16 protein-coding genes are annotated in these 25,412 nt (G+C 44.7%); 15 read left to right on the forward strand and 1 reads right to left on the reverse strand.

Going from position 1 to position 25,412, the window contains the following annotated elements; all coding sequences use genetic code 11:
* Positions 1-14: 14 nt before the first annotated feature.
* The gene (locus R3O62_RS08600) at positions 15-107 is read left to right on the forward strand and encodes a smalltalk protein (protein ID WP_005784981.1); all 93 of its coding nucleotides are present in this window, start codon (positions 15-17) and stop codon (positions 105-107) included.
* Positions 108-381: 274 nt separating this feature from the next.
* On the forward strand, positions 382-1,653 hold the full coding sequence (locus R3O62_RS08605) for an ATP-binding protein (RefSeq protein ID WP_005775543.1): 1,272 nt from the start codon (positions 382-384) through the stop codon (positions 1,651-1,653).
* Positions 1,654-1,804: 151 nt separating this feature from the next.
* Here the strand turns inward: R3O62_RS08605 and R3O62_RS08610 are convergent, their stop codons facing one another.
* Complete coding sequence (locus R3O62_RS08610) at positions 1,805-2,806, reverse strand: aldo/keto reductase (protein WP_032537188.1); 1,002 nt, start codon at positions 2,804-2,806, stop codon at positions 1,805-1,807.
* Between the two features lie 177 nt (positions 2,807-2,983).
* Here R3O62_RS08610 and R3O62_RS08615 point away from each other — a divergent pair, with 177 nt between their 5' ends.
* From R3O62_RS08615 to R3O62_RS08675, 13 genes are all read left to right on the forward strand, one after another.
* Complete coding sequence (locus tag R3O62_RS08615; RefSeq protein ID WP_032540817.1) at positions 2,984-5,152, forward strand: glycoside hydrolase family 3 C-terminal domain-containing protein; 2,169 nt, start codon at positions 2,984-2,986, stop codon at positions 5,150-5,152.
* Between the two features lie 379 nt (positions 5,153-5,531).
* Positions 5,532-8,669, forward strand: a complete 3,138-nt coding sequence (locus tag R3O62_RS08620) for a SusC/RagA family TonB-linked outer membrane protein (RefSeq protein WP_032540818.1) — start codon at positions 5,532-5,534, stop codon at positions 8,667-8,669.
* Between the two features lie 25 nt (positions 8,670-8,694).
* On the forward strand, positions 8,695-10,362 hold the full coding sequence (locus tag R3O62_RS08625) for a RagB/SusD family nutrient uptake outer membrane protein (RefSeq protein WP_269110070.1): 1,668 nt from the start codon (positions 8,695-8,697) through the stop codon (positions 10,360-10,362).
* Positions 10,363-10,397: 35 nt separating this feature from the next.
* A complete protein-coding gene (locus R3O62_RS08630; protein WP_032540859.1) occupies positions 10,398-11,507 on the forward strand; it encodes a glycan-binding surface protein in 1,110 nt (369 codons plus the stop codon).
* 128 nt (positions 11,508-11,635) lie between these two features.
* Positions 11,636-13,417, forward strand: a complete 1,782-nt coding sequence (locus R3O62_RS08635) for a hypothetical protein (RefSeq protein ID WP_217737234.1) — start codon at positions 11,636-11,638, stop codon at positions 13,415-13,417.
* A gap of 2 nt (positions 13,418-13,419) precedes the next feature.
* A complete protein-coding gene (locus tag R3O62_RS08640) occupies positions 13,420-16,638 on the forward strand; it encodes a carbohydrate-binding protein (RefSeq protein ID WP_317472973.1) in 3,219 nt (1,072 codons plus the stop codon).
* Positions 16,635-17,750 carry a glycoside hydrolase family 26 protein gene (locus tag R3O62_RS08645; protein WP_022011981.1) on the forward strand — a complete coding sequence of 372 codons (1,116 nt, stop codon included), beginning with the start codon at positions 16,635-16,637 and terminating at the stop codon, positions 17,748-17,750. The genes R3O62_RS08640 and R3O62_RS08645 overlap by 4 nt, the downstream gene beginning before the upstream one ends.
* Positions 17,751-17,871: 121 nt before the next feature.
* Positions 17,872-19,173 carry a beta-galactosidase gene (locus R3O62_RS08650; RefSeq protein WP_317472972.1) on the forward strand — a complete coding sequence of 434 codons (1,302 nt, stop codon included), beginning with the start codon at positions 17,872-17,874 and terminating at the stop codon, positions 19,171-19,173.
* Positions 19,170-21,614 (forward strand): glycoside hydrolase family 3 N-terminal domain-containing protein, encoded by a 2,445-nt coding sequence (locus tag R3O62_RS08655; RefSeq protein ID WP_317472971.1) that lies wholly within the window; start codon positions 19,170-19,172, stop codon positions 21,612-21,614. Before R3O62_RS08650 ends, R3O62_RS08655 begins: the two co-directional genes overlap by 4 nt.
* Positions 21,615-21,619: 5 nt before the next feature.
* Positions 21,620-22,873 carry a uroporphyrinogen decarboxylase family protein gene (locus R3O62_RS08660; RefSeq protein ID WP_005818432.1) on the forward strand — a complete coding sequence of 418 codons (1,254 nt, stop codon included), beginning with the start codon at positions 21,620-21,622 and terminating at the stop codon, positions 22,871-22,873.
* A gap of 150 nt (positions 22,874-23,023) precedes the next feature.
* Positions 23,024-23,662 (forward strand): corrinoid protein, encoded by a 639-nt coding sequence (locus tag R3O62_RS08665; RefSeq protein WP_032540860.1) that lies wholly within the window; start codon positions 23,024-23,026, stop codon positions 23,660-23,662.
* 2 nt (positions 23,663-23,664) lie between these two features.
* Positions 23,665-24,366 (forward strand): vitamin B12 dependent-methionine synthase activation domain-containing protein, encoded by a 702-nt coding sequence (locus R3O62_RS08670; RefSeq protein WP_165016930.1) that lies wholly within the window; start codon positions 23,665-23,667, stop codon positions 24,364-24,366.
* Between the two features lie 6 nt (positions 24,367-24,372).
* Complete coding sequence (locus R3O62_RS08675) at positions 24,373-25,377, forward strand: uroporphyrinogen decarboxylase family protein (RefSeq protein WP_317472970.1); 1,005 nt, start codon at positions 24,373-24,375, stop codon at positions 25,375-25,377.
* Positions 25,378-25,412: the final 35 nt, after the last annotated feature.

The raw sequence follows: 25,412 nt of genomic DNA on the forward strand, positions 1-25,412 counted from the left end.
AATCAGATAAATATATGAAGAAGAATAGCTGGAATATCCTTTTAAAGGTGATTATAGCTGTGGCAAGCGCCATTGCCGGAGTGATAGGAGGGCAGGGACTGCTCTGATAACTGACCGATCGTTTCGGTTGAATAATAGAGCCAAAACTCACCACAGATTACATGGATTAACACAGAGAAGAGATTAATTTGATTGATAATCTGAATATTACACATCTGTGTGATCTGTTAATCTGTGGTGAAAAAGAGTTCTGATTCTAGCTAAGGAGGGATATCCTCCCTCAGGATGATATAAGACGCATGGTCGTATTAAGAAAATTGCTTTTATGCTTTGTATACTGACGGAAATTGCTTATATTTGCTCTGTATAAAGAGCGATTTCATGGAAAAGAGAATCATTAAAACCATAATCAGTGAAAAGCAACAGGAGATTGCTACGACTGAATTAGTAGAAAGACCCATCTTTTTGGAGGAAGTCTGCAACTATGTTTTTGTAGGGCTTCGTCGTGCCGGAAAATCATATTTGATGTTCCAACATATTCAATCAATGATAAAATCCGGCAAAGCGACTATTGAAGATATCTTATACATCAATTTTGAGGACGAGCGAATATCCTCCATTCAAATGGAGGAGCTAAATCTACTTCTTGAGTCGTATCGTGAATTATACGAAAATAAACGGCCATTGATATACCTGGATGAAATACAAAATATTGAAGGATGGGAACATTTTGCCCGACGTTTAGCAGACTCCAAATATAGAGTATACATTACCGGAAGTAATGCTAAAATGTTGAGTCGGGATATTGCAACAACACTTGGAGGCAGATTTATCATCAAGGAGGTTTACCCATTTTCGTTTTCGGAATATCTGACCTACAAGGGAGTCAAGCTTTCTAAAAATTGGGAATATTCTGATGAGAGGATTACAGTTGCAAAGCTCTTTGATGATTACTTTCACTTTGGCGGATTTCCTGAAACATTTGATTTGAGAGATAAAAGAAGTTGGATAAACTCATTATACTTAAAGATTCTTCTAGGGGATATTATTAGCCGGAATGAGATCCGCAATGCGGATGCTATCCGTTTGCTTGCTAAAAAAATGGCCGAAAGTGTAATGCAGCCAATAGCTTTAAGTCGATTACAGCATATCGTAAGTTCTGCAGGAGCTAAGGTGAGCCGAAATACGATTGCGGATTACATTGGATATATGAAAGATGCCTATCTTGTTTTTGGTATCTCTAATTTTACGGACTCGTTGAGTGATCGTGAGATATCTCAAAAGCGATATTTTTGTGATAACGGGCTACTGAATGTTTTTTTGGCAGATCCGGAGACTAAGCTATTGGAAAATATCGTGGCGTTGGCATTGATGAAGCGGTACGGTAATGAAGAACTATCTTATTATAATAAGAACGTTGAGGTGGACTTCTATCTTCCGTCGCAGAAGATGGCTGTGCAAGCCTCGTTTAGTATTTCCGATAGCTCTACTTTTGAGCGAGAAACTAAGGCTTTGGTAAAAATCGCAAATAGCTTTGATGTGGAGAAATTCATTATAGTGACTTATGACAACGAAAGGACAGTAGAGATTGCTGGAATATTAATAGATGTTGTACCTGTGTGGAAGTGGTTGCTGAATATTGAAGGGTTTTAGGCAGAGATGATTGCAGAGAAGTCGTCATTGACAGGGGCTGTTTCAAAACTCACCACAGATTACACGGATTAACACAGAGAAGAGATTAATCTGATTGATAATCTGAATATTACACATCTGTGTGATCTGTTAATCTGTGATGAAAAAGAGTTTATTGAAGAATGCTCCCGATACGTTGCAGCTCGTCCGGACTGAACTTACAGTTTTCCGTCGCTTTCAGGTTGTCTGCCAGTTGACTGACGGAACTGGCGCCGATAATGACGGAGGTTACCAGATCATCTTTCAATATCCAGGCTAATGCCATTTCGGCTAAGGTTTGTCCGCGACTGCCTGCCACTTCATTCAATGCTTTGATTTTATTTAATACTTGATCGGTCAGTTGTTCTTTTTTCAGGAAACCTCCGCGGGCTATCCTTGAATCTTCAGGAATTCCATTTAGATATCGGTTAGTGAGCAGACCCTGAGCCAGAGGAGAAAAGGCGATAAAGCCGGTACCGTTCTCTTGGGCTTGCCGGAGGATACCTTGTGCTTCCGGTTCACGGTTAAACAGGTTATATCGTCCCTGATAGAGGAGACAATGCACGTCTCGCTCTTCCAGATATCGGTAGGCAAACTCTGCTTTTTCTTTGGGGTATTTGGAAATACCGATGTAGAGGGCCTTACCTTGCCGAACAATGTCGACGAGTGCCTGAAGAGTTTCTTCAAGTGGGGTTTCGGGATCGTAACGGTGGGTATAGAAAATATCTACATATTCCAGATTCATGCGTTTTAAACTCTGGTTGAGACTGCTCATCAGATATTTTCGGGAGCCCCAGTTCCCGTAAGGACCTTCCCACATATCATGCCCGGCTTTGGTGGATATGAATAGCTCATCACGATAGGGCATAAAGGATTTCTTCATGATTAGCCCGAACGTCTCCTCGGCTGAGCCGTAAGAGGGACCGTAGTTATTAGCCAGGTCGAAATGTGTGATGCCTTTGTCGAATGCAAAGTGAGCCATTCGAAGGCTATTGGCTAATGTATCTACATCACCGAAGTTATGCCAGAGGCCCAGGGAAACTTCCGGTAACAGTATACCGCTTTTGCCACAACGGCGATACTTCATTCCACCGGAGTATCTCGCCTTATCTGCTGAATAAATAGGATTGATCATATTCTGGAGTATTTGAGGATTAACTATGTGCAAAGATAATGGATTTATAAAGCAACATAAGTTATCAAAATAATAATTGTATTATGAATGGATAAAATAATACTGGATGGTTTGATGGAATCCCGATAATTTTGCATTATTGAAAAGCGTATGAACTAAAAACAGTGGAGATAGAATATGAAAGACATGCAAACAAAAATAGTAATGATAGGGATTCTACTTTCTGCCGGTATAATGTTGAGAGCTCAAGACAATGGAGGGTGTGAGGATTGTCCGGCTTTTAATGCAGGAGGAAAAGTGGAAGTCCGCGGTGTGAAAGAGAGGATTATCGGAGATTTGTCGCAACCGATTGCCGTTCGCGTGAAAACACTCATCCAACAGATGACACTGGCAGAGAAGGTATCTCAACTCGTGAGCGAAAGTGATAGCATCCCCAGGCTGAACCTTCCTGCTTATAATTATTGGAATGAATGTCTCCATGGAGTGGCTCGTGCAGGTGAAGTGACTGTTTTTCCACAGGCTATTAATCTGGCTTCTACCTGGGATACGGTATTGGTAAAGCGGGTGGCTTCTGCTATTTCTACGGAGGCGCGACTGAAATATCTGGAAATAGGAAAGGGGCTCACTTACTGGTCGCCTACTATCAATATGGCTCGTGATCCGCGCTGGGGAAGAAGTGAAGAGACTTATGGTGAAGATCCGTATCTGACTTCACGGCTTGGAGTAGCCTTTGTGAAGGGGCTACAGGGTGATCATCCGGCTTATCTGAAAACTGTCGCAACAATCAAACACTTTGTGGCTAACAACGAAGAGAACAATCGCTTTTCCAGCTCTTCGCAAATACCGACGAAACAGTTGTATGAATATTATTTTCCGGCTTACGAAGCTTGCGTGAAAGAGGCAGACGTGCAGTCGGTAATGACGGCTTATAATGCTTTTAACGGTGTGCCTCCCAGTGGCTCCCGTTGGCTGCTCGGTGAAGTGCTGAGAAAAGAGTGGGGATTTGACGGATTTGTAGTTTCTGATTGCGGGGCCATTGGGGTGATGAATTGGCAGCATAGGGTCGTGAATTCGTTGGAGGAAGCGGCAGCGCTGGGTGTCAACAGTGGGTGTGATTTGGAATGTGGCACTACATATAAAGAGAAATTGGTTCAGGCAGTGAAACAGGGCCTAATCTCGGAAGCTACTATTGATCAGGCTTTAACGCGGGTGCTGACCGCGAGGTTTAAGTTGGGAGAATTTGATCCGATGGAACTTGTGCCTTATAATCATTACGATAAGAAGTTATTGGCCGGCAAGAAGTTTGCGGAACTTGCTTATGAAGCGGCTGTCAAGTCGGTTGTGCTATTGAAAAATGAAAATCTGTTGCCTTTAAGTAAGGAGAAGACTAAATCGGTAGCTGTAGTAGGCCCGTTTGCCGATCATAATTATTTAGGTGGATATAGTGGGCAGCCTCCTTATTCGGTTACACTTTTGAAAGGGGTGAAAGATTTGATGGGTAAAAGAGGAAAAGTCAACTATTTGAACGGTATAGGAGCTTCCAGGGATTCTATTGTGGCTGCGGTAAAAGGAGTGGATGTGGTGCTTGTAGCTTTGGGAAGTGATGAAAAAATGGCAAGAGAGAATCATGATATGACTTCTATTTATTTACCGGAAGAACAGGAGAAACTGCTGAAAGCTATTTATCAAGTGAACCCGAGGATCGTATTGGTTTTCCATTCGGGAAATCCGCTAACTTCTGAATGGGCGGATGTGCATATACCGGCGATTATGCAGGCCTGGTACCCCGGGCAGGAAGCCGGTAGAGCCCTGGCCGATTTATTGTTTGGGAACGAAAATCCATCGGGTAAGTTACCTATGACTATTTATCGGGCGGAAGATCAGTTGCCGGATATCCTGGATTTTGATATGTGGAAAGGGCGTACTTATCGTTATATGAAGGAAGATCCTTTATATGGTTTCGGTCATGGGTTGAGTTATACATCATTTGGGTTCGATGGTATACAAGGAAGTGATACCTTGAAATCGGGCGCAAGGTTGCAATGTTCGGTTGAATTATCCAATACCGGTAAATGGACCGGAGAAGAAGTCGTCCAGGTGTATGTTTCCAGAGAAAATACTCCTGTCTATACATATCCGTTGAAAAAATTGGTAGCGTTTAAAAAGGTGAAACTTGCTCCGGGTGAGAAGAAGAGAGTTGAATTTAATATACCTCCCCGGGAGTTGTCGGTCTGGGAAAATGGAAACTGGAGGATGCTTACCGGAAAGTATACGCTGTTTATAGGTTCCGGACAACCGGGACTGGCAAAGGGTGTTACGAAAGGTTTTGAGGTTAAGACACAATAAGGTTGGTTTTTTACAGGTTCTGAGGTAGTAGTGTTTTTTTAAGGAAAGATTGTTTGAAGGTAATTTCTTTATGTACTTGTTCTCTGATGTAAGGGTGTGCTGATTGTATCACTATCGGATAAAATAATACTGGATTGTTAATGATAACTGCACTAATTTTACATTTGAGAAAGTTCTCCGATATTGGGATAAAACAAGTCTCGATTTCGTCTTTTAGATAAACTATGGTAGAATAACGGATGCATTGAAGGCTGAAAAGAAATAAAGAGTGTTTGTCTGAATTGCATAAGTGAATGATAAAATCATACTTGTTTGTTCTTCCGGTTGACTCTATTTTTGCATTATCACAAAATTAATCATTTTAAATCAGTGTAATAGTATGAAGAACATGATGTTGTTTCTGATGGCGCTCTTGATGAGCAGCCATATGATGGCTCAGCAAACCATTGTTACAGGCGTAATCACCGATGCTAACGATGGATCTCCATTGATTGGAGCCAATGTACTGGTCAAAGGTGCCGGAACCGGTTCTATTGCCAATGTGGACGGTAAATACAGTGTAAACGTTCCGAGTGGCAAGAATGTACTGGTCTTCTCGTGTGTGGGGTATAAAGAACAGGAGATTACTTTAAAACCCGGACAGAAAATACTCAATGTGACAATGAAGGAAGATACTGAACTGCTGGATGAGGTGGTAGTCATAGGCTATGGTACAATGAAGAAGAGCGACTTGACAGGATCGGTCACCAGTATCAAAAGCGAAGACTTGATGAAAACCAATCCGATCAGTATCAACCAGGGACTTCAGGGGCGTATTGCAGGTGTGCAGGTCAACCAGAATGATGGTGCTCCCGGAGCAGGCGTGAGTATTCAGATTCGTGGTGCGAACTCGTTTTCAACTTCTACAGAACCGCTTTACATTGTAGATGGTATTCCTTTTACCAGTAGTGGAATGCCCGGAACAGGTAAAGATGGTATGATGCAGACGGCCAATCCGTTGTCGACGATTAATCCGTCGGATATCGAGTCTATTGAGATCCTGAAGGATGCTTCAGCTACGGCTATTTACGGATCACGCGGTGCGAACGGAGTGGTGTTGATTACCACCAAGCGTGGTGCGAAGGGAAAAGACAATATCAGCTTCAGTGCTAATTTCGGAATATCGAAAGTAGTGAAGAAATTGGATATGTTGGATGGATATGCATATGCGATGTATAGGAATGAAGCCACAAAAATGTTCAATGAATACGAAAATGCTAAAGAACTTATTCCCTATCCGGGTACTTCTATGGTGGATCCGAATACCGGTGAATCGGTTTATTCTCCGGGACCGGAAGATTATCGGAATGGCGCATATCCGAGTGTAAACTGGCAGGATGAAGTGTTTGAAACAGCGTTCTCCCAAGAGTATAATCTGAGCGTAAACGGTTCGAATGATAAAGGGTATTATGCTATTTCCGGTAATATTCTGGATCAGAGCGGTATCATTCATAATTCAGGGTACAAACGATATACATTTCGTGCGAATGTGGCGCGTAAAGTACACGAATGGATTGAAATAGGCACGAATATGAGTTTTACTAATTCATTGAATAAACTTGCTAAGACAAACTCTGTCAGTGACGGTATTATTCGTGGTACTTTGTTTTATCCGGCTACTGCTCCATTGAATGATGAAACGAATAATGCTCAGCTGAATTGGTTCTCTTCAAATCCTTATGTATATACACGTGCCGCTAAAGATGAGCTGACAACGAATAGCTTCTTTTCTTCTTCCTTCGTAGAAATTACTCCGTATAGAGATCTAAAAGTTCGTCAGAATGTGGGTCTCTCCTATAATATAAACGAACGTGATGTGTACTATAACAGAGAGACGGTGGAAGGTAAAGATCCGACAAACGGCTATGCTTCGAAAGCTGATAATTGGTCGAAGAATCTGGTATTTGAAACGATGGCAACTTATAATAAGACTTTCAACAAGAATCATTTGCTGAATGTGGTTGCGGCTTTCTCTTATGAAAGAGGGGATTATGGTAACAAAGCAATGGTAGCTACCGGATTTCCGCAAGACTTGACAGAAGACTTTGATATGGGTGCTGCTGTGAATCCTCAGAAGCCGACCAGCGGACGTGGAATGACTTCTTTGGTCTCCTTTCTGGGACGTGCTAACTATAACCTGATGAATAAGTATCTGTTTACTGCCTCTTTCCGTCGGGATGGCTCCAGTAAGTTTGCACCGGGTAACAAATGGTCGAATTTTGCTTCGGGTGCTATTGCCTGGAGAGCATCGGAAGAGCAGTTTATTAAGGACCTGAATTTGTTTAGTAATCTGAAATTCCGTGCAAGTTACGGACAGACAGGTAATCAGGCGATTGGGGCATATGCTACCCGTGACTATCTGACTGTGGCTAATTATCCAATTAACGGTGCACTTGCCAGTGGCTTCGCCAATTTGACTTGGAGAGGACCGGCCAATCCGGACTTGAAATGGGAAACTACCAGTCAGTATAATGTGGGGGTGGATATGGGTTTCTTCCAGAATAGAATTAATCTGACTATTGATTTGTATTATAAGAAAACATCTGATTTGTTACAGAATATACAGATACCCCAAAGTACAGGTTTTTCAAATATGACGACAAATTTTGGTAACGTAACCAATAAAGGTCTTGAAATTACGGGAAAATTTTATGCAATCACTGGGAAGAATTTCAATTGGGATTTTGATGCTAATATTTCTTTTAATCGTAATAAAATCAGTGGTCTTCCAGGCGATCAGTTCGCCCAGGGATGGAGTAAGGCTGATAATGTGTTCTTGCAACGTAATGGAATGCCGATCGGAACCATTTATGGATTTGTGGAAGACGGCTTTTATGATAATATAGCTGAGGTGAGAGCTGATCCGTTTTATGCAGAACAGTCAGAGGCTATATGTAAAGCGATGGTAGGTGAGGTGAAGTATAAGGATTTTGATGGAGTTGCTGGTATTACGAATGCCGATCGTCAGATAATTGGTGATACGAATCCGGACTTTACGTTTGGTATGAACCACAATTTTAATTATAAAAACTTCTCTTTGAGTTTCTTCCTGCAGGGATGTGTTGGAGGTGATATTTTTAATGCAAACTTGCTTGAAGTGACTATGAGTGGCATTGGTAATATTCCTCAAAATATATATGAATCCCGTTGGACACCCGAGAATCGGGAGAATGCCAAATGGCCGAAAGCATATGCAGGTTATGGAAGAACGATGAAGTTATCGGATCGCTATGTGGAAAATGGATCTTATCTGAGAATGAAGAATATTAATCTGGGTTATAAATTGGTTTCTCCATTCAAAGGAATCGAATCGATCAATCTGTTTGCTTCTGTTAGTAATGTATTTACCATTTCGGGATATAGCTGGTATGATCCGGATGTAAACTCTTTCGGAAGTGATGCCTCTCGCCGTGGTGTAGATTTATTCTCGTATCCAAGCAGTCGCACTTTCTCATTTGGTTTACAATGTACATTTTGATGTTTAACTCAAATCAAGAAAAGTCATGAAAAAAATAATATTTAAATCGTTTTTATTGTTGTGGACAGTCTTATTGGCATGTTCATGCAATGATTTACTGGATGAAAAGGCCTATGATTTCGTATCGCCTGAGCAGTTGGGCGACAGTGAAAGTGCAGCTTCACAGCTTGTAACAGGAACTTATAATACAGTGATCACTAGTTTTATCGCTCCAGGATCTTATCTTTATCTGACCAATATGGATTGTGACTATGCATCGGGTGCGTCATGGGCATTTGGTAATGTGGGAGCTGGTAATCCACTGGGATTTTGGGGAATAGACCATTTATGGCAAGGTAGCTATACATTGATTCATCGTGCAAATCTGAGTATATCCAAAATTTCGGCGATGAATAATCTGAGTCAAGAAAGTAAACAGGATGCTTTGGCTCAACTCTGTTTCCTCAAAGCATGGGCTTATTTTAATTTGGTGAGAAATTATGGTCCTGTACCTATTTTCCGGAAGTCTATTTCGGAAGGGGAAGCTATGAGCCAACCTCGTGCATCGGTTCCGGATGTATATGCACATATCATTGAGTTACTGGAACAAGCTGAAGGCATGTATTCAAAAGATGATGCAGGTTTTGTGGTGGGACATGCTTCAAGCGGAGCTGCAAAGGCTTTGTTGGCAAAAGTATATGTTACCATGGCTTCCGGTGCGATGGCAGGTGTACCTATTGTGGTTAAAGGAGGAGATCCGAATGTATTTGAACCACAGCCTATCACACATATTGCGAAAACTGTTGCTGGTTATGAGGGATTTGATCCGGTTAAGTATTATGCGTTGGCACGTGATAAAGCATGGGAGGTGATAAACGAATATACCTTATTTGATAATTATATGGATGTATGGACTATCGGTAATCGTAATAAGGGAGAACATATTTGGATGGCACAGGCTATCAGTGGTGATAAAGATTTTGGAAATACTATTTGTCAGGATTATGTAGGTATCTTTAAAGAAGACGGTACCATGGATGGTAACTGGTATGGTATGCGCGATCACTGGTATCTGCTTTTCGAAGAGCAAGATAAACGTATTGTTGACGGAGTTATTCATCGATATGCATCGGATGGTATATTTAATGGAAAAGTCATTTATAACTATTATCCTCGTTGGTATGCTGATAAAGTAGAGAATAAGGAGGTTTACGATAGCCAGGGAAATGCTTTTGACGGTACTGAAGTTTATCATGAAGGTCCCGGATGGACTTTGGCAAAGCTTACTAAATTTACATTTGTCTCGGATCGTAAACAGGAAAAAAGTGATTTTCACTTCCCGTTACTTCGCCTGCCGGATATTATGTTGATTTATGCTGAGGCAGTCAATGAACTGAATGCTGGTCCGGATGCTGAAGCTTACAGACAAATAAACAGGATTCGTACACGTGCTAATGCTACTCCATTTTCCGGAATGAATCAAGATGAATTCCGTTCGGCTGTGCTCGAAGAGCGGGCTCGTGAATTGGCTTATGAAGCAGATCGCCGTTACGATCTTTTCCGTTGGGGGATCTATCTGGATGTGATGAATGCTATCGATATGGATGAGCATAACGTGACTAAGCGTCGTTTGGAGCGGAATCTTCTTTATCCGATACCTACCAGTGAGGTAAACTCTAATGACAAGATTGATGTCAACAATCCGGGATGGTAATGAATATATTCGTAACATTTAAAACTGAAGATACAATGAAAACATTTAGATATATTTTATTAGCATGGGTGATTCTGGGCTGTGGGCTGTTTACATCATGTAAAGACGATGAAGTGGAATATGCTCCTTTGGCTATCACCCGGGTGTCTGCGGTGTCCGATCGTGAGCAAGCCATAGAACAAGTTGATTTAGGGCAATATATTATTGTGCAGGGCTCAGGGCTCAATGCAGTGAATAGTCTTCTGATTAATGATGTTGTGGTCGATTTGGATAATGCATATATTACACCTAAAGAGATTACTTTTTCTGTTCCAAGAACTATTCCTGGAGAAGTAAATAACTTGATAACACTGATGTCGGACCAAGCAACGGTAACTACTCCTGTTTCGGTCTTTATTCCGGATTTAAGAGTTGATGGTATGTATAATGAGTTTACTCCAGCAGGTGAAACAATGAAAGTTGTGGGAGATTTCTTTGATATCTATGGAATTACTCCAGAATCCGGAAAACTATTTTTGGGTGACAAAGAAATGGTGATAACCAGAGCTACAGCTGATACCATCTATTTTCAGTTGCCTGAAGATGCTGTTCCTGGAAGCAAAATTCGGTTAATTAGTCCGATAGAAGGTGAGATTGTTGTATCTGGAAAATACATGGAAAAGGGAAATATGCTTTGTGATTTTGATCCGTATGATGGCTGGGGCGGTGGTACGAATTATGTATCGTCTGGTCCTGAACCTAAACCTTATAGCGGTCAATACTCGCATTTTAAACTGAGTAAAGACGATGCCGATGATTGGGCATGGAATGATTTTACAGGGATTGCGCAGAAAAATGTGACTTATTGGCAGGAAGTATTGGAAAACCCACAAGGCTATTGGTTTAAGTTTGAAGTATGTACACTGGTGCCTTTGACAAAAAGATTAATTCGTTTCTATTTTGAACAAATAAACTATGATTGGGCTCCTTTCTCTCCAAGTTTACCTTTTAAGACAAATGGTGAATGGCAAACAGTTACGATTGATTTAGCAGATATGTGGAAGGGAGATTTGCCTAATACTTCTATGTTACAAATAATGGGTAATGGGTTGGCGGAAGATACGGATATCTGCTTTGATAATTTCCGTATTGTTCCCAAAGATTAAGGTGTGTTTAGTGAAAGGTAGTTTATTGACTGCCTGATGTAGGGTAGAGTTGGTAAAAGAGGGGCAGTTTTCTTATAACTATCCCTCTTTTTAACTCACTCCGCAATATGAATAAAAAAAGAATGACAATGCGGAAAATTCAATATTTGTTTATCGGTTTGTTCTTCTGTCTGGGGATACAGGCACAGGAGAAATTTAATATCAGGGGGGTACTTCCCTGGCATAATTTCTTGTCAGGACCTACTTCATGGAACTTGTCAGATTACCGGAATTATCTGGATGAATGTCAGAAAAATGGTATCAACTTCATTGGTTTCCACAATTATACGGGGGGTGGTGAGCGTTATGCCACTTATGTGGAACCTATGATAAAAATAGAATATAAGAATATTCTTCCTCAAGCCTGTTTTGATAATTCTCTGACTGCACGTTGGGGCTATCTGCCGATGGCTGTGAAAGACTTTGCTTATGATACGGGAAAAGCATTCCACTTACCTGCAGGGGCAGAAGCTTTCGGTAATGACGGTTCGGTTACCTCGTACTCTCCCCGGGAGCATTACGAAAAGGCCCAGGGGCTGATGCGTGATGTATTGAAAATGGCACATGAACGGGGAATTCGTATGGCTATGGGATTTGAATTCGGAGTGATTCCTCCCGAATACTTTTCTTTGAATGTAGCCGGAGACTGTTTCTATTGGCTGGGTGAATCGAATATGATTCCGAATCCGAAAAGCCAGATAGCAGCCGAGATACATTATGCTGCAATTGATGATATCCTGAAAGCTTATCCGGATATTGATTACATCTGGATGTGGCTGAATGAACATTCGTTTATGGGAGTCGATACTCAGAAAGCATTGCGGAATGCACCTTTTGCCCGTGCTTATCGGGAAAATGAAAGCTTCTTTGAGGAAGCGGCCGATTCATCGGCCCGTTTTGTCGGAGTGTGGGCACTGGAATATATGAAACTGACTTATGATTATCTGAAATCAAAAGGTTCGCATGCCAAATTGATCCTTGGTGGCTGGGGAGGGGGACATCAGTTACCTTCATTGCTGAAAGGATTGGACAGAGCTTTGCCCAAAGATATTATTTTCAGTTGTCTCAATCCGGATCTGGGGAAAAGTCCACAACCGGAGTTTCTGGGAGAGATTGCCCGGAACCGTAATGTATGGGCAGTTCCCTGGTTGGAAGGCGATCACCAGTTGTGGCATTTTCAGCCAAGGGTCCATATGATGCGTGAACATGTGAAACTTGCCGCTAAACAGAATCTGGACGGAGTGGTTGCTATCCACTGGCGTACGGAGGAACCTCGTTTTAATTTCCGAACGTTTGCCCATTTTGCTTCGGATAAAGATGCCAAAGAAAGTGTGGAGCAGTTGTATGACAGATTTCTGACGGAGGAGTTCGGAAAAGATGCGGCTAAAAAAATGACCCCGTTGCTTGCCGGAATGGATCGGAAACAAATTCAGGGGAATGTGCCTTCGCCGGAGTTTTACGCCTATACTCCGGAATGGGGACTGCTGGACGAAAATAATGTGCGGATACGGAAAGAACTGGTGTCTTCCGGAGAATCATTATTGAAAAAGTTAAAAGGGGAGCAGCGGGATAATCTGGAACGTTTCATAGCAATGTTTCGTTTTGAACTTCTCTTGGGAGAGGTGGATCAGGCTATGATGCCTGCTTTTACCTTAAAGAAGAAAGAAGCGCAAGGTGAGAAAATAGATGCTTCACAGGAATATGCGGATGCATATCGGTTATTGCTTTCAGCACCAATCAAAGAGATGTTCGATACTTATGTGAAACGGGTTCATTCACGTGGAGAACTGGGCGTTCTTAGCTCTTTGAACCAGCGTGTGTGGCGTGAATACAATGAACTTAAAACTTATCTGGAAAATAAAATAAAATAGAAATGAGACGAATGGCATATCACCTGCTGGCTGTTTTGATTCTGGCAATGACAGCATCGACAATCAAAGCACAGATTTTATTGGTTACTTCGGGTACACCGGTCGAAGAATATGCGGCAGCAGAGCTTCAACGATATTACTATCAGTTGTCCGGGCGGCTATTATCTGTCGGACATGGAGAGGTGCCGGACAGGAAAACGGAATTTGTGCTTACAAGACTGGATCATCCGTTGATGACTTCTTGGAAAGACAATGGAGTGCTGTCTCTGGCATCAGTGCCCGGAGCACAGGGGTATGTCATTCGGACAGTGAAGGAAAAAGGCAGGCAACTGGTGGTTATTGCCGGTGCGGATGCCAGTGGACTGCTTTATGGCGTATATGGGTTATTGGAGGATCATTTAGGAATGCGTTTCTATATGAACGGGGATGTGTATCCCGATAAAAAAAAGCCGCAGACAAAGTTACCGTTTATCCGGGATGAACGTACGCCGACAATGACCGTTCGCGGATTTCTTCCCTGGACTAATTTTCCGCAATCGGCTACGATTTATTCATGGGATGATTGGCGTTACATCATAGATCAGGCTGCGCGGATGCGGATGAATTTTATTATGATTCATAATTATAACGGGTTTTGCGGGCATAATGAATTGTTTCATAATTTTGAGTATAAAGGTCATTTGTCACGTGGATGGATGCCTACCATAAAGACCGGACACGGATGGTGTTGCCCCGGATGGGATGTCAATGAATATCTTTTTGGAGCATCCGGGATTTATGATGACTATGATTTTGGAGCTGATTATGGGTTACATAATGAAACGCTGACGAATAGCCAGATCAAAGAGAAAGGAGCAACTATATTCCGCAAGGTGATCGCTTATGCACATTTGCGTGGTGTGAAAATAGGCTTAGGATTGGATATCGATGTCCTCTTGCCGGAATATCAGACTGAGCCGGATAATAGAGAAGTAATTAAGGCACAGGTTACAGAAATTGCCTGTGAATATCCGGAACTGGATTATCTGCTTTGTTTCCAGTCTGAAGGGCAGAAGAATGAAGCTTTTTATGCCCGCTGGCGGAGAGTTTTTGATGGATTCTATGAAGAGATGAAGCGGATGTCGCCTTCTACCCGTATAGCTGTATCGGGGTGGGGGCTGACCCCGGAATCAGTGAATAGTCTGCCCGAAGATGTTATTTGTGCTCCCATATCTTATTATTCGGCAGCGTTCGAACCGGGAAGTGTGTATGGCAGTCGTGAATACTGGGGATGTCCCTGGTTGGAACGGGATTTTAACAGTTCTGAATATTACTATCCTTATAATGTGGATCTTTCGGAAACCATCCGGGCCTTTGGAGATGCTTCTCCCAATATGAATGGTTTTTATGCACTGACGTGGAGATTGGCCGACGCTATTTCTCCTAAAATGTGGTATATCAGTAAGGCCCCTTGGTATAAGCGTGAAGTACTGGATTCTTCGGAGAAGGTATATCGGGATTTTGCATGTGCCAGTTACGGGAAAAATGCAGCCGATGCCATTACCGGTATTATCAATCAAAACGAGCCTTTTGCCACTGACTTTGGCGAGTGTCAGGAAACACCCGGATTTAATCAGGTGGTGCATACTTATCCGTTGATGAACCTTCGTTCGATGGCTTTTATCGGGAAAAATGGAGAAACCGTAAAGATAGAAGCTACCGGATACAAAGAGAAGAAAGGTACCCAAAATGCCCCTTGTGATGAAGGTGGTGAGTGTGTAGGGTATATTATGGCGGATGACTGGTTGGAGTATCCTGCGGTTGATTTTAGTAATAGTCCTGAGCGGATGTCCGTTCGGGTCGCTTCTGCATCTTCGGGTGGGGTTGCCACTGTTTGTCTGGACCGTCTGGAAGGCCCTGTTATCGCCCGGTTTGAGGTAAAGAATACGGAAGGGTGGCAATCTTGGAGAACGCTGACGGTTCCGATGAGCGGATTGAAGGGTATTCATACATTGTATATTCGTTTTCAACCTTTTGATGTGATAGCCGGGGCGGAAAAATTAGCTGAAGCACAATTGAAAACCATTGATAGTTGTATGGCGGTTACTCCGGATGCACTTCAGAGGTTGCGTCTTTCCCGGTTGCGTGCGCGCATTCAGGGTGCTGCTTGCCACATTGCGTTGAATGCCGGTTTTGAAGCTTATCGGTGGGATGATTTACCCGGAAAGATGGATGAATGGGCGCGCAGCTTCCTGTATCGTATCGAGGATATTTCGTCCTACGGGAATATCATGAGTACTCAGAATAGATTTGTCAAACAGAATTATGTAGCGAAAATCAATCAACTTCGTAAGCAACAGCGGGTACAGGCACCTTCGCATATCACAGCCAAGGGAACTCGTGAGGGAGCATTGGTCAGTTGGCGTAATGAAGAACCGGCGGCAAAGGCTTTTGTTGTTTGTCGTAATGGAGAAGAGATTGATACATTGGCAGCCGGTGTGACATGCTATCGGGATATATTTCATGGAGTTGCTGTCTATTCGGTGTACACGGTGGATGTTGAAGGGCATAAGAGTCCTTTGGGAATACCTGCCCGGTGTCCGGCTGGAAATGCAGATCGTGAAGCACCGGCTATTGTTATTAATTCTCCGGTGACTTCCGTAATGAAGGGAGCTCCGTTGCATATCCGGTTTTCTGTGGTTGAAGACCGGTTGCCCGAAGTTGTATCCGGAACACTTCACTATCGGAAACCGGGAGATAAAGTATGGAAAGAGTTGCCGTTTGAACGCCGGGTCAGAGCTGTCTTCACATTGACGTTGCCTGCTTCCGGGATTACCGAAGAAGGAATAGAATACTATATTTCTGTTTCCGATTCTCACAATATCTCCTTTTATCCGGCCTCTGCTCCGTTCCGGAATCATACGGTAGTGGTGACGGGAATACAGGGGAATGATAAACCGATACCTCCGGTGGTAAAACAAATCGATAATAACCGTATGTACTGGACTTGTACGGAAAATGCGGAAATGTATCGCATCTATCGTGCTAAGACTCCTGATTTTGCAGTCGGGGCAGGTACGTTTGTGACGTTTGTAGCTGGAAATACATGCACCTTTGCCGATAATGGATTCGATTTTGACGGAACTCCTTTAAAAGGGACTTATTATTATCGCCTGACTTCCGTATCACGGTGGGATTGTGAAAGTGAGGCATCAGATATCATTCAAATAGATTATCAATGAAAAGAATTGGAATATACATTGCTACTGTGGTCTGCATCTTGTCCTGTGTTCCCCCGCAAAGGAATTTGCTGACAGAAACCAGACAGATGCTGGTTGACTCAGGCGCAACTGAACGGACGGCAGCTTTGTTTTATAACTTGCGCCAACTGACCGGGAAACAGGTTGTTTACGGACAACATAATTATGAAATGGATGGGTTTGACTCGGATACCACACGCTGGCGGGATGAAGCGAACCGATGTGACGCATACGATGTGACGGGAACTTATCCAGCTTTGGCCAGCTTTGATTTTCTTCATTTTACAAATCCCCGTAGTTGGGAAACAAAAGACCCGGATTACATCCGGCAGAAGTTTCATGCTGCATATAACCGAGGTAACGTGATTACATTCTGCTGGCATTATTACAATCCGGTGACCGGTGGAAACTTTTATGATACCACCCGGGTGGTCCGCCATATCTTACCGGGAGGTTCCCATCATGCTATATTTAAGGCTGACCTGAAAATCATTGCCGACTTTGCCCACAATGCAAAAGCCGACAACGGAGAATTGATTCCCATTATATTCCGTCCCTGGCATGAGTTTGATGGCAACTGGTTCTGGTGGGGCAGAAATCATTGCCGGGTTGAGGAGTTTAAAGAATTATATCGGTTTACGGTCACTTACCTCAGGGACTCTCTGCAGGTACATAACTTTCTGTATGCTTTCTCTCCTGATTGTGGCTTTACTACCGAAGCCGAATACCTGGAACGCTATCCGGGAGATGAATATGTAGATGTGGTAGGAATGGATAATTACTGGGATTTTCGTCCGGATGGAGGAGACACTTCTCTGGTTGTTTTAAAAGCACGTATACTGACTCAGTATGCCCGGCAGCATGCAAAACTTTCGGCTATTACCGAGACCGGTACACAGACCCGTGACTCGTTGTGGTATACGCAATTGTTGTCCATCCTGCGTTCGGAAGGAGTAGCTTTGAACTATGTGTGTAGCTGGTCCGGGTTTGCTCCTTATAAAGGACATCCGGCTGCAACCGATTTTTGCCGGTTTAAGGAAGATTCCCTGATACTTTTTGCAGATGAGATTCCCGATTTCTATACTTGGCCTTAACCTGCTTATAATAATATCATGGAATGCTAAGATAGTATTAGGTATATATGCGGACGACGCTTATCTTTGCAATATCAGTTACAGAGTGAAAAGAATCTTATAAATAAAACATCTGATAATTATGAAAACCCTATCGAGTATACTACTGACCTTGCTGGTCGTGTTCGGGGCATGTACTTCTCCCCGGATTTCTTCCGATCCTTTTGTCCGTGTGTCAGACGGGCGTCTGACGGTGAATGGAAAACCTTACTATTATATTGGGACCAATTTCTGGTATGGAGCCATATTGGGGTCACAGGGGCAGGGGGGTAATCGTGAAAGGCTGCTTCGTGAACTCGATCACCTGAAAGCCCATGGAATCAATAACCTGCGTGTTCTTGTCGGGGCCGATGGAAAAGATGGTATCCCGACAAAAGCTGAACCTGCGCTTCAGATAGAAGCGGGCGTATATAACGATACTATTCTCGACGGACTCGATTATTTCTTATCGGAGTTGGGCAAACGGGATATGTATGCTGTGCTTTTCCTGAACAATAGTTGGGAGTGGTCGGGCGGATATTCCCAATACCTTTATTGGGCGGGACACGGTGAGGTACCGATGCCGAATATAGCCGGGTGGGATGCTTTCTCCGGTTATGTGGCACAATACGCTAAGTCTGAAAAAGCACACCGTCTGTTCCGGAATCATGTCACCCACGTCGTGAATCGTGTCAACCGGTACACGGGAAAGAAATACAGTGAAGATCCTGCGATCATGTCCTGGCAGATAGGAAATGAGCCCCGTCCGTTCGGTGAGGAGAATAAGGAAAGTTTTGCGGCGTGGATTGCGGATTGTGCGGCACTTATTAAATCATTGGACCCTAATCATCTGGTCTCGGTCGGATCGGAGGGAATGGCCGGTTGTGAAGGAGATCTTTCACTTTGGACTTCCATTCATGCCGATGCCAATATCGATTATGCCACGATTCATATCTGGCCGAACAATTGGGGATGGATCGATAAGAAAGATATTCCGGGCACTCTCGGACAGGCCATAAATAATACTTGCTCTTATATTGACATACATGCTCAAGAGGCTCATAAGATAAACAAGCCGTTGGTGCTTGAAGAGTTCGGTTTGCCGAGAGACAGCGTAAAGTTTGCCTCGGACAGTCCGACTGTCCAACGAGACCTTTATTATAGGGAAGTGTTTGATATCGTCAAAAAGCATGCTGCCGGGAAAGGTGTTTTTCAAGGATGTAATTTCTGGGCATGGGGTGGATTTGCACAACCCCGCCACCTCTTCTGGGAAAAAGGAGATGACTACATGGGAGATCCCGGGCAGGAAGAACAAGGGTTGAATTCGGTTTATGCAACGGATTCGACAGTGGATATGATTAGAGAGACGGTAAATGATATTAACCAGATAATTCAGAAACAATGAAAATGAAATTACTGTGTATTCTGTTGCTGGGAGTGATTCCCGTATGCCCGATCCATGGCAAGGATACGTTCGGGAAGAAAAAAGATAAAGCAACGCGGCTCCTTTTTTATGATCTGAATAAGAACGGGCAGATGGATACCTATGAAAACCCCTCTGCTCCAGTAGAAGAGCGTGTGGAGCACCTTCTGTCACAGATGACGCTGGAAGAAAAGGTAGGCCAGATGCTTACTTCATTGGGGTGGCCGATGTACGAACGGGTGGGAGAGGAAATTCGCCTGACTGCACGGTTGGAAAAGGAAATCAGCGAATATCATATCGGGGCACTCTGGGGCTTTATGCGGGCCGATCCATGGACACAGCGCACACTGCATACCGGCCTCAATCCTTCATTGGCTGCCCGCGCCTCCAACCGTCTTCAGGCTTTTGTCATGGAGCATAGCCGTTTGGGCATTCCGTTGTTCCTGGCGGAAGAATGCCCTCATGGACATATGGCGATTGGTACAACCGTTTTTCCCACTTCCATTGGTCAGGCCAGTACCTGGAATCCGGAGCTGATCCGGCAGATGGGGCGTATTATTGCAACCGAAGCAAGTGCTCAGGGAGCGCATATCGGTTATGGGCCGGTACTCGATTTAGCCCGCGATCCGCGTTGGTCACGTGTGGAAGAGACTTACGGAGAAGACCCTTATCTGAATGGAGTGATGGGAGCTGCTTTGGTTCGCGGTTTTCAAGGGGACACACTAAGGGGGCGTAAAAGCGTAATTGCCACTCTCAAGCATTTTGCCTCGTATGGCTGGACCGAAGGGGGACACAACGGAGGTACTGCCCATCTGGGCGAACGTGAACTGGAAGAAGCTATTTTCCCTCCTTTTCGTGAAGCTGTAGGGGTAGGAGCATTGTCGGTGATGAGTTCGTATAATGAAATAGACGGTAATCCGTGTACCGGAAGCCGCTATTTGCTGACAGATATTTTGAAAGACCGTTGGCAATTCAAAGGTTTCGTCGTGTCCGATTTGTATGCTATTGGCGGATTACGGGAACACGGAGTTGCAGGCAGTGACTATGAAGCAGCCGTGAAAGCTGTGAATGCCGGGGTGGATAGTGATCTGGGGACGAATGTATATGCGGAACAACTGGTTGCCGCAGTTCGAAAAGGAGATGTCGCTATGGAGACAGTAGATAAGGCGGTACGCCGCATATTATTTCTCAAATTCCACATGGGATTGTTTGATGCTCCGTTTGTTGATGATAAGCGTCCGGCACAACTGGTCGCCTCTCCCGAGCATATCGGACTGGCTCGTGAAGTTGCCCGTCAGTCAATCGTTCTGCTTAAGAATGAAGACAAGCTGTTACCGTTGAAGAAGGATATTCGTACCCTTGCCGTCATAGGTCCCAATGCCGATAATGGTTATAATATGCTTGGTGACTATACAGCCCCTCAGGCAGACGGTTCTGTGGTGACTGTTCTGGAGGGCATCCGGCAAAAAGTTTCTAAAGACACCCGTGTGCTTTATGCCAAAGGTTGTGCCGTGCGGGATTCTTCCCGTACCGGATTTGCCGATGCCATAGAGGCTGCCCGTAGTGCCGATGTCGTGGTGATGGTAGTAGGAGGATCGAGTGCCCGGGATTTTTCTTCGGAATATGAAGAGACAGGAGCCGCCAAGGTCTCTGCAAACCGGGTCAGTGATATGGAAAGTGGAGAGGGATATGACCGTGCCACACTTCATCTTATGGGCAGACAATTGGAATTGCTGGAAGAGGTTCGCAAATTGGGTAAGCCGATGGTATTGGTCCTGATCAAAGGGCGCCCGTTATTGATGGAGGGAGTCATTCAGGAAGCAGATGCAATTCTTGATGCCTGGTATCCGGGTATGCAGGGAGGAAATGCTGTGGCAGATGTGCTATTTGGCGATTACAATCCGGCAGGTCGTCTCACACTTTCCGTTCCGCGTTCGGTCGGACAGCTTCCGGTATACTATAATACGAAACGTAAGGGAAATCGCAGTCGCTATATAGAAGAGGCGGGTACTCCCCGTTATCCTTTTGGCTATGGCCTTAGCTATACGATGTTCTCCTATACCGGCATGAAGGTTCGGGTGAGTGAAGAAAGCAATCACTGCCGGGTAGATGTATCGGTAACTGTACGCAACCAGGGTACAGTGGATGGTGACGAAGTGGTGCAGCTTTATCTGCGGGATGAAGTCGGCAGCTTTACAACTCCTGACAGACAGCTGCGTGCTTTCAGCCGTGTACGCCTGAAAGCAGGTGAGACCCGGGAAATAACTTTTACTCTCGACAAGAAGTCGTTGGCCCTGTATATGCGGGACGGTGAATGGGCCGTGGAACCGGGACGTTTTACAGTCATGGCAGGAGGCTCTTCCGAAGACATTGCCTGTCAGCAGGAATTTGAGATAAACCGAAAATATACTTTTAAAATGTAAATGCTATGAACGGATCAAGAGATAAAGTGCGCAGTGCACTCAATCACCGGAATACAGGTAGTGTACCGGTCGATTTCGGTGCAACAGCGGTTACAGGCATTCATTGCCGCATTGTAGAAGCATTGAGGAATTATTATGGGCTGGAACCCCGGCCGGTAAAGATTGTGGATGCCTTTCAAATGTTAGGGGAAGTAGATGCGGAACTGGCTGAAAAGATCGGGGTGGACTGTATCGGTATAGGAGGTCCTAAAGATATTTTCGATCTGGATGTAACCCGTATGCGTGAACAGACAACACCTTGGGGACAACTGGTGCTGGTGCCTGAAGCGATGGATCTTACTCCCGATGCTCAAGGAGATGTTTATGTGTATGCCGGAGGAGATAAAAGCTATCCCCCCAGTGCCGTGATGCCCAAAGGATGCTATTTTATTAATGCCATCGAGCGTCAGCACCCCATTGACGAAGAACAGCTGAATCCGGAAGACAATGTGGAAGAGTTCGGATTGTTGACGGAGGGAGATCTGGCTTATTACCGTTCGGAGACAAATAAAGCATATCAGACCGGCCGGGCCGTCGTGGCCAGTTTCGGAGGCACAGCCTTGGGAGACGTTGCTTTTGTTCCCGGTATGGGGCTGAAGCAGCCGAAGGGGATCCGGAGTGTGGTGGAGTGGTATATGTCTACAGCCATGCGGCAGGATTATCTGCATCAGGTATTTGAGAAAGAGATTGATATTGCCATTGCTAATTATGAGAAACTTTGGGCTGCACTCGGAGATAAAATAGAGGTGGTGCTGACATGTGGTACAGATTTCGGTTCACAAGAGTCGCAGTTTTGTTCCATAGATACCTTCCGCGAACTTTGGTTGCCGCACTATCGGCGGATGAACGACTGGATACATCAGCATACCACCTGGAAAATATTCAAGCACTCTTGCGGAGCTATCATTCCCATTTTGCCCGGGCTGATCGAAGCTGGATTCGACATTATCAATCCGGTTCAGATTAATGCCAAAGACATGGATTCCCGGAGGTTGAAAGAGGAATTCGGCAGCCGGCTGACTTTCTGGGGAGGAGGGGTCGACACGCAGAAGATACTGCCTTTCGGTACTCCGGACGAGATACGTCGCCATGTAAAGGAGCAGTGTGAGATATTGGGACGTGACGGAGGGTTTGTTTTTAATGCCGTCCATAACATTCAGGCCAATGTTCCCGTCGAGAATGTAGTTGCGATGTTCGATGCTTTAAAGGATTTCCGCTGAGGACCGTTTGTGGGGCTATAATTATTGACAATATGAAAATCTGCCGGCAACTGTTGCCGGATGAGGATACATCAATGCAATGAATCTATGTCAGAGGTTCGTTGGGAAAGAGTACATATATACATTTTAATCTTATAAATGATAAATGCCATGAATAACCTCAATGAATTATATGAAGCCATCTTGGCGGGTAAATTGGAACAGGCAGTCAGCGTTACCAGAGAAGCGGTTGCCGGAGGAGTTGCACCTCAGGAGATCATCAATGAATATATGATCAAGGCCATGGAAGCCATCGGTGCACGTTTTGAATCGGGACAGGTGTTTGTGCCGAATCTCCTGATGAGCGCACGTGCCATGCGTGGTGCCCTCGATATACTCAAACCACTGATGCAGGGAAAGGCCGATTCGTACATCGGCAGGATTGTGATTGGTACGGTCAAGGGAGATTTGCATGATATCGGTAAGAACTTGGTCGCCTCCATGTTTGAAGGGTGTGGATTTGAAGTCATCAACCTGGGAGTAGACGTATCGAGTGACAAATTCATCTCTGCGGCACTGGAGAACAAGGCAGACATCATTTGTATGTCCGCGTTGCTCACCACTACCATGAACTATATGAAGGAGGTAATCGATGCCCTTGAAACCTCCGGATTGAGGGGAAAAGTGAAGGTGATGGTGGGAGGTGCGCCTGTCAGCGATGCTTTTGCCAGGTCTATCGGTGCCGATGCCTATACCAGTAATGCCAATGCAGCCGTAATCGTGGCTAAAAAGTTGATAAACGCCTGCTGAACATGTTTATGAATCCCCATATCGTTGAAGGATGCCTGCCTTTCACCTCGTTGAGGCTCGATCCGGAGGACATCAGTCTTTCGATGGGTGCCGGTTACGTGCCCGACGCAGAGATGCGGGCAATGTGCCGTGCACTCGAAGAAGAGATTGCCGGCATTTGTATCCCCCGGTTTCTGTATATCCTGTTCGATTCCGAACCGGCCGGTACTTGCGAAGTGGGAGTGAATGGGATTTGCCTGAAGACGGGAGCCGTTATTACTCCCTATCTGAAAGATGCTGCGGGCTATGCGCTCTTTGTGGCCACTGCGGGGCGTGAGTTTGAGGCTTTTCAGCATGAGATGTGCGCCCGGGGTGACATTCTGCGGGAGTTTCTTCTGGATGCCTATGGTTCGGCGATTGCCGAAGCTGTCGTCCGTGAGGTGTGCCGGAAGGTGGAAACACAGATGTTCGCTTTAGGCTATGGGGTGAGCCATCCTTACAGTCCCGGTTATTGCGGGTGGCATGTCACACAGCAACAGTTACTTTTCAGTTGCCTGCCCGAATCTCCTTGTGGGATTCGGTTGAGTGATTCTTCCCTGATGTCACCCATTAAGTCGGTCAGCGGTATTCTTGCTTATGGTCCCCGCATGGTCAAGCGGAAATATGGATGCGAACTGTGCGGCAAAGCCGATTGCTATAAAAACAGAAATAAACTAAAAAGATAGAATGCTATGGAACTGTCACAATATATAAAAGATAAATTAGTATCAGAGAAACGGGTGGCAATGCCCATCATGACCCATCCGGGCATCGAGTTACTGGGTAAACGGGTGCTGGATGCCGTAACGAACGGAGAAATCCATTATCACGCCATCCGTGCCTTGAATGAATGTTTTCCGCAATCGGTGGCTTGTACCACCATTATGGATCTTACAGTAGAGGCAGAAGCCTTTGGAGCACAACTCAGTATGTCTTCCAATGAAGTACCCAGCGTGTCCGGGCGCCTGCTTGCCGGATATGCGGATGTAGAGGCCTTGCAGGTTCCTTCACTTGAATCCGGGCGTGTGCCTCAATACTTGCAGGCCGACCGCCTGGCGGCAAAAGGGATAGATAAGCCCGTGCTGGCGGGATGTATCGGTCCTTACTCTTTGGCAGGACGTCTGTATGATATGACGGAAATCATGATGGCTATTTATACAGAACCCGAAACAGCCCGGCTATTGCTTGAAAAATGTACGGAGTTCATTCTGCGCTATTGTCTTGCCATTAAGGAGACCGGGGTAGCCGGGGTCATTATGGCGGAACCGGCTGCGGGGCTTCTTTCGAACGAAGATTGCTTGCAATATTCGTCTGTCTACGTGAAACGCATTATCGATGCCGTGCAGGACGATTCGTTTACGGTTATCCTGCATAATTGCGGTAATACGGGACATTGTACTCCGGCTATGCTGGCTACCGGTGCCCAAGGATATCATTTCGGTAATAAAGCGGATATGCTTGCCGCTCTCCGCGAGTGCCCTTCGGATGTATGGGTGATGGGGAATCTGGACCCTGTGGGCGTATTCAGGATGTTAACTCCCGAAGAAGTTTTCGCGCAGACAGAAGAACTTCTGAGCCGTACAGCCGGATACGCTAACTTTATTGTCTCTACCGGTTGCGACACTCCGCCCGAAGTACCTTTTGATAACATTCAGGCTTTTTATCTGGCTGTAGAGAAATACAATAAGGGGAGCTGAATGATAATACCAGTATTGGATAATATTGTACTTGT

Source organism: Bacteroides hominis, assembly GCF_033042785.2.
Classification (GTDB): Bacteria; Bacteroidota; Bacteroidia; order Bacteroidales; family Bacteroidaceae; genus Bacteroides; species Bacteroides hominis.

Coding starts and splice junctions, on each gene's coding strand:
- R3O62_RS08645 (WP_022011981.1), top strand. CDS start 16,635: ATGAAAAGAATTGGAATATACATTGCTACTGTGGTCTGCATCTTGTCC.
- R3O62_RS08665 (WP_032540860.1), top strand. CDS start 23,024: ATGAATAACCTCAATGAATTATATGAAGCCATCTTGGCGGGTAAATTG.
- R3O62_RS08625 (WP_269110070.1), top strand. CDS start 8,695: ATGAAAAAAATAATATTTAAATCGTTTTTATTGTTGTGGACAGTCTTA.
- R3O62_RS08640 (WP_317472973.1), top strand. CDS start 13,420: ATGAGACGAATGGCATATCACCTGCTGGCTGTTTTGATTCTGGCAATG.
- R3O62_RS08660 (WP_005818432.1), top strand. CDS start 21,620: ATGAACGGATCAAGAGATAAAGTGCGCAGTGCACTCAATCACCGGAAT.
- R3O62_RS08600 (WP_005784981.1), top strand. CDS start 15: ATGAAGAAGAATAGCTGGAATATCCTTTTAAAGGTGATTATAGCTGTG.
- R3O62_RS08655 (WP_317472971.1), top strand. CDS start 19,170: ATGAAAATGAAATTACTGTGTATTCTGTTGCTGGGAGTGATTCCCGTA.
- R3O62_RS08615 (WP_032540817.1), top strand. CDS start 2,984: ATGAAAGACATGCAAACAAAAATAGTAATGATAGGGATTCTACTTTCT.
- R3O62_RS08620 (WP_032540818.1), top strand. CDS start 5,532: ATGAAGAACATGATGTTGTTTCTGATGGCGCTCTTGATGAGCAGCCAT.
- R3O62_RS08605 (WP_005775543.1), top strand. CDS start 382: ATGGAAAAGAGAATCATTAAAACCATAATCAGTGAAAAGCAACAGGAG.
- R3O62_RS08635 (WP_217737234.1), top strand. CDS start 11,636: ATGCGGAAAATTCAATATTTGTTTATCGGTTTGTTCTTCTGTCTGGGG.
- R3O62_RS08675 (WP_317472970.1), top strand. CDS start 24,373: ATGGAACTGTCACAATATATAAAAGATAAATTAGTATCAGAGAAACGG.
- R3O62_RS08630 (WP_032540859.1), top strand. CDS start 10,398: ATGAAAACATTTAGATATATTTTATTAGCATGGGTGATTCTGGGCTGT.
- R3O62_RS08650 (WP_317472972.1), top strand. CDS start 17,872: ATGAAAACCCTATCGAGTATACTACTGACCTTGCTGGTCGTGTTCGGG.
- R3O62_RS08610 (WP_032537188.1), bottom strand. CDS start 2,806: ATGATCAATCCTATTTATTCAGCAGATAAGGCGAGATACTCCGGTGGA.
- R3O62_RS08670 (WP_165016930.1), top strand. CDS start 23,665: ATGTTTATGAATCCCCATATCGTTGAAGGATGCCTGCCTTTCACCTCG.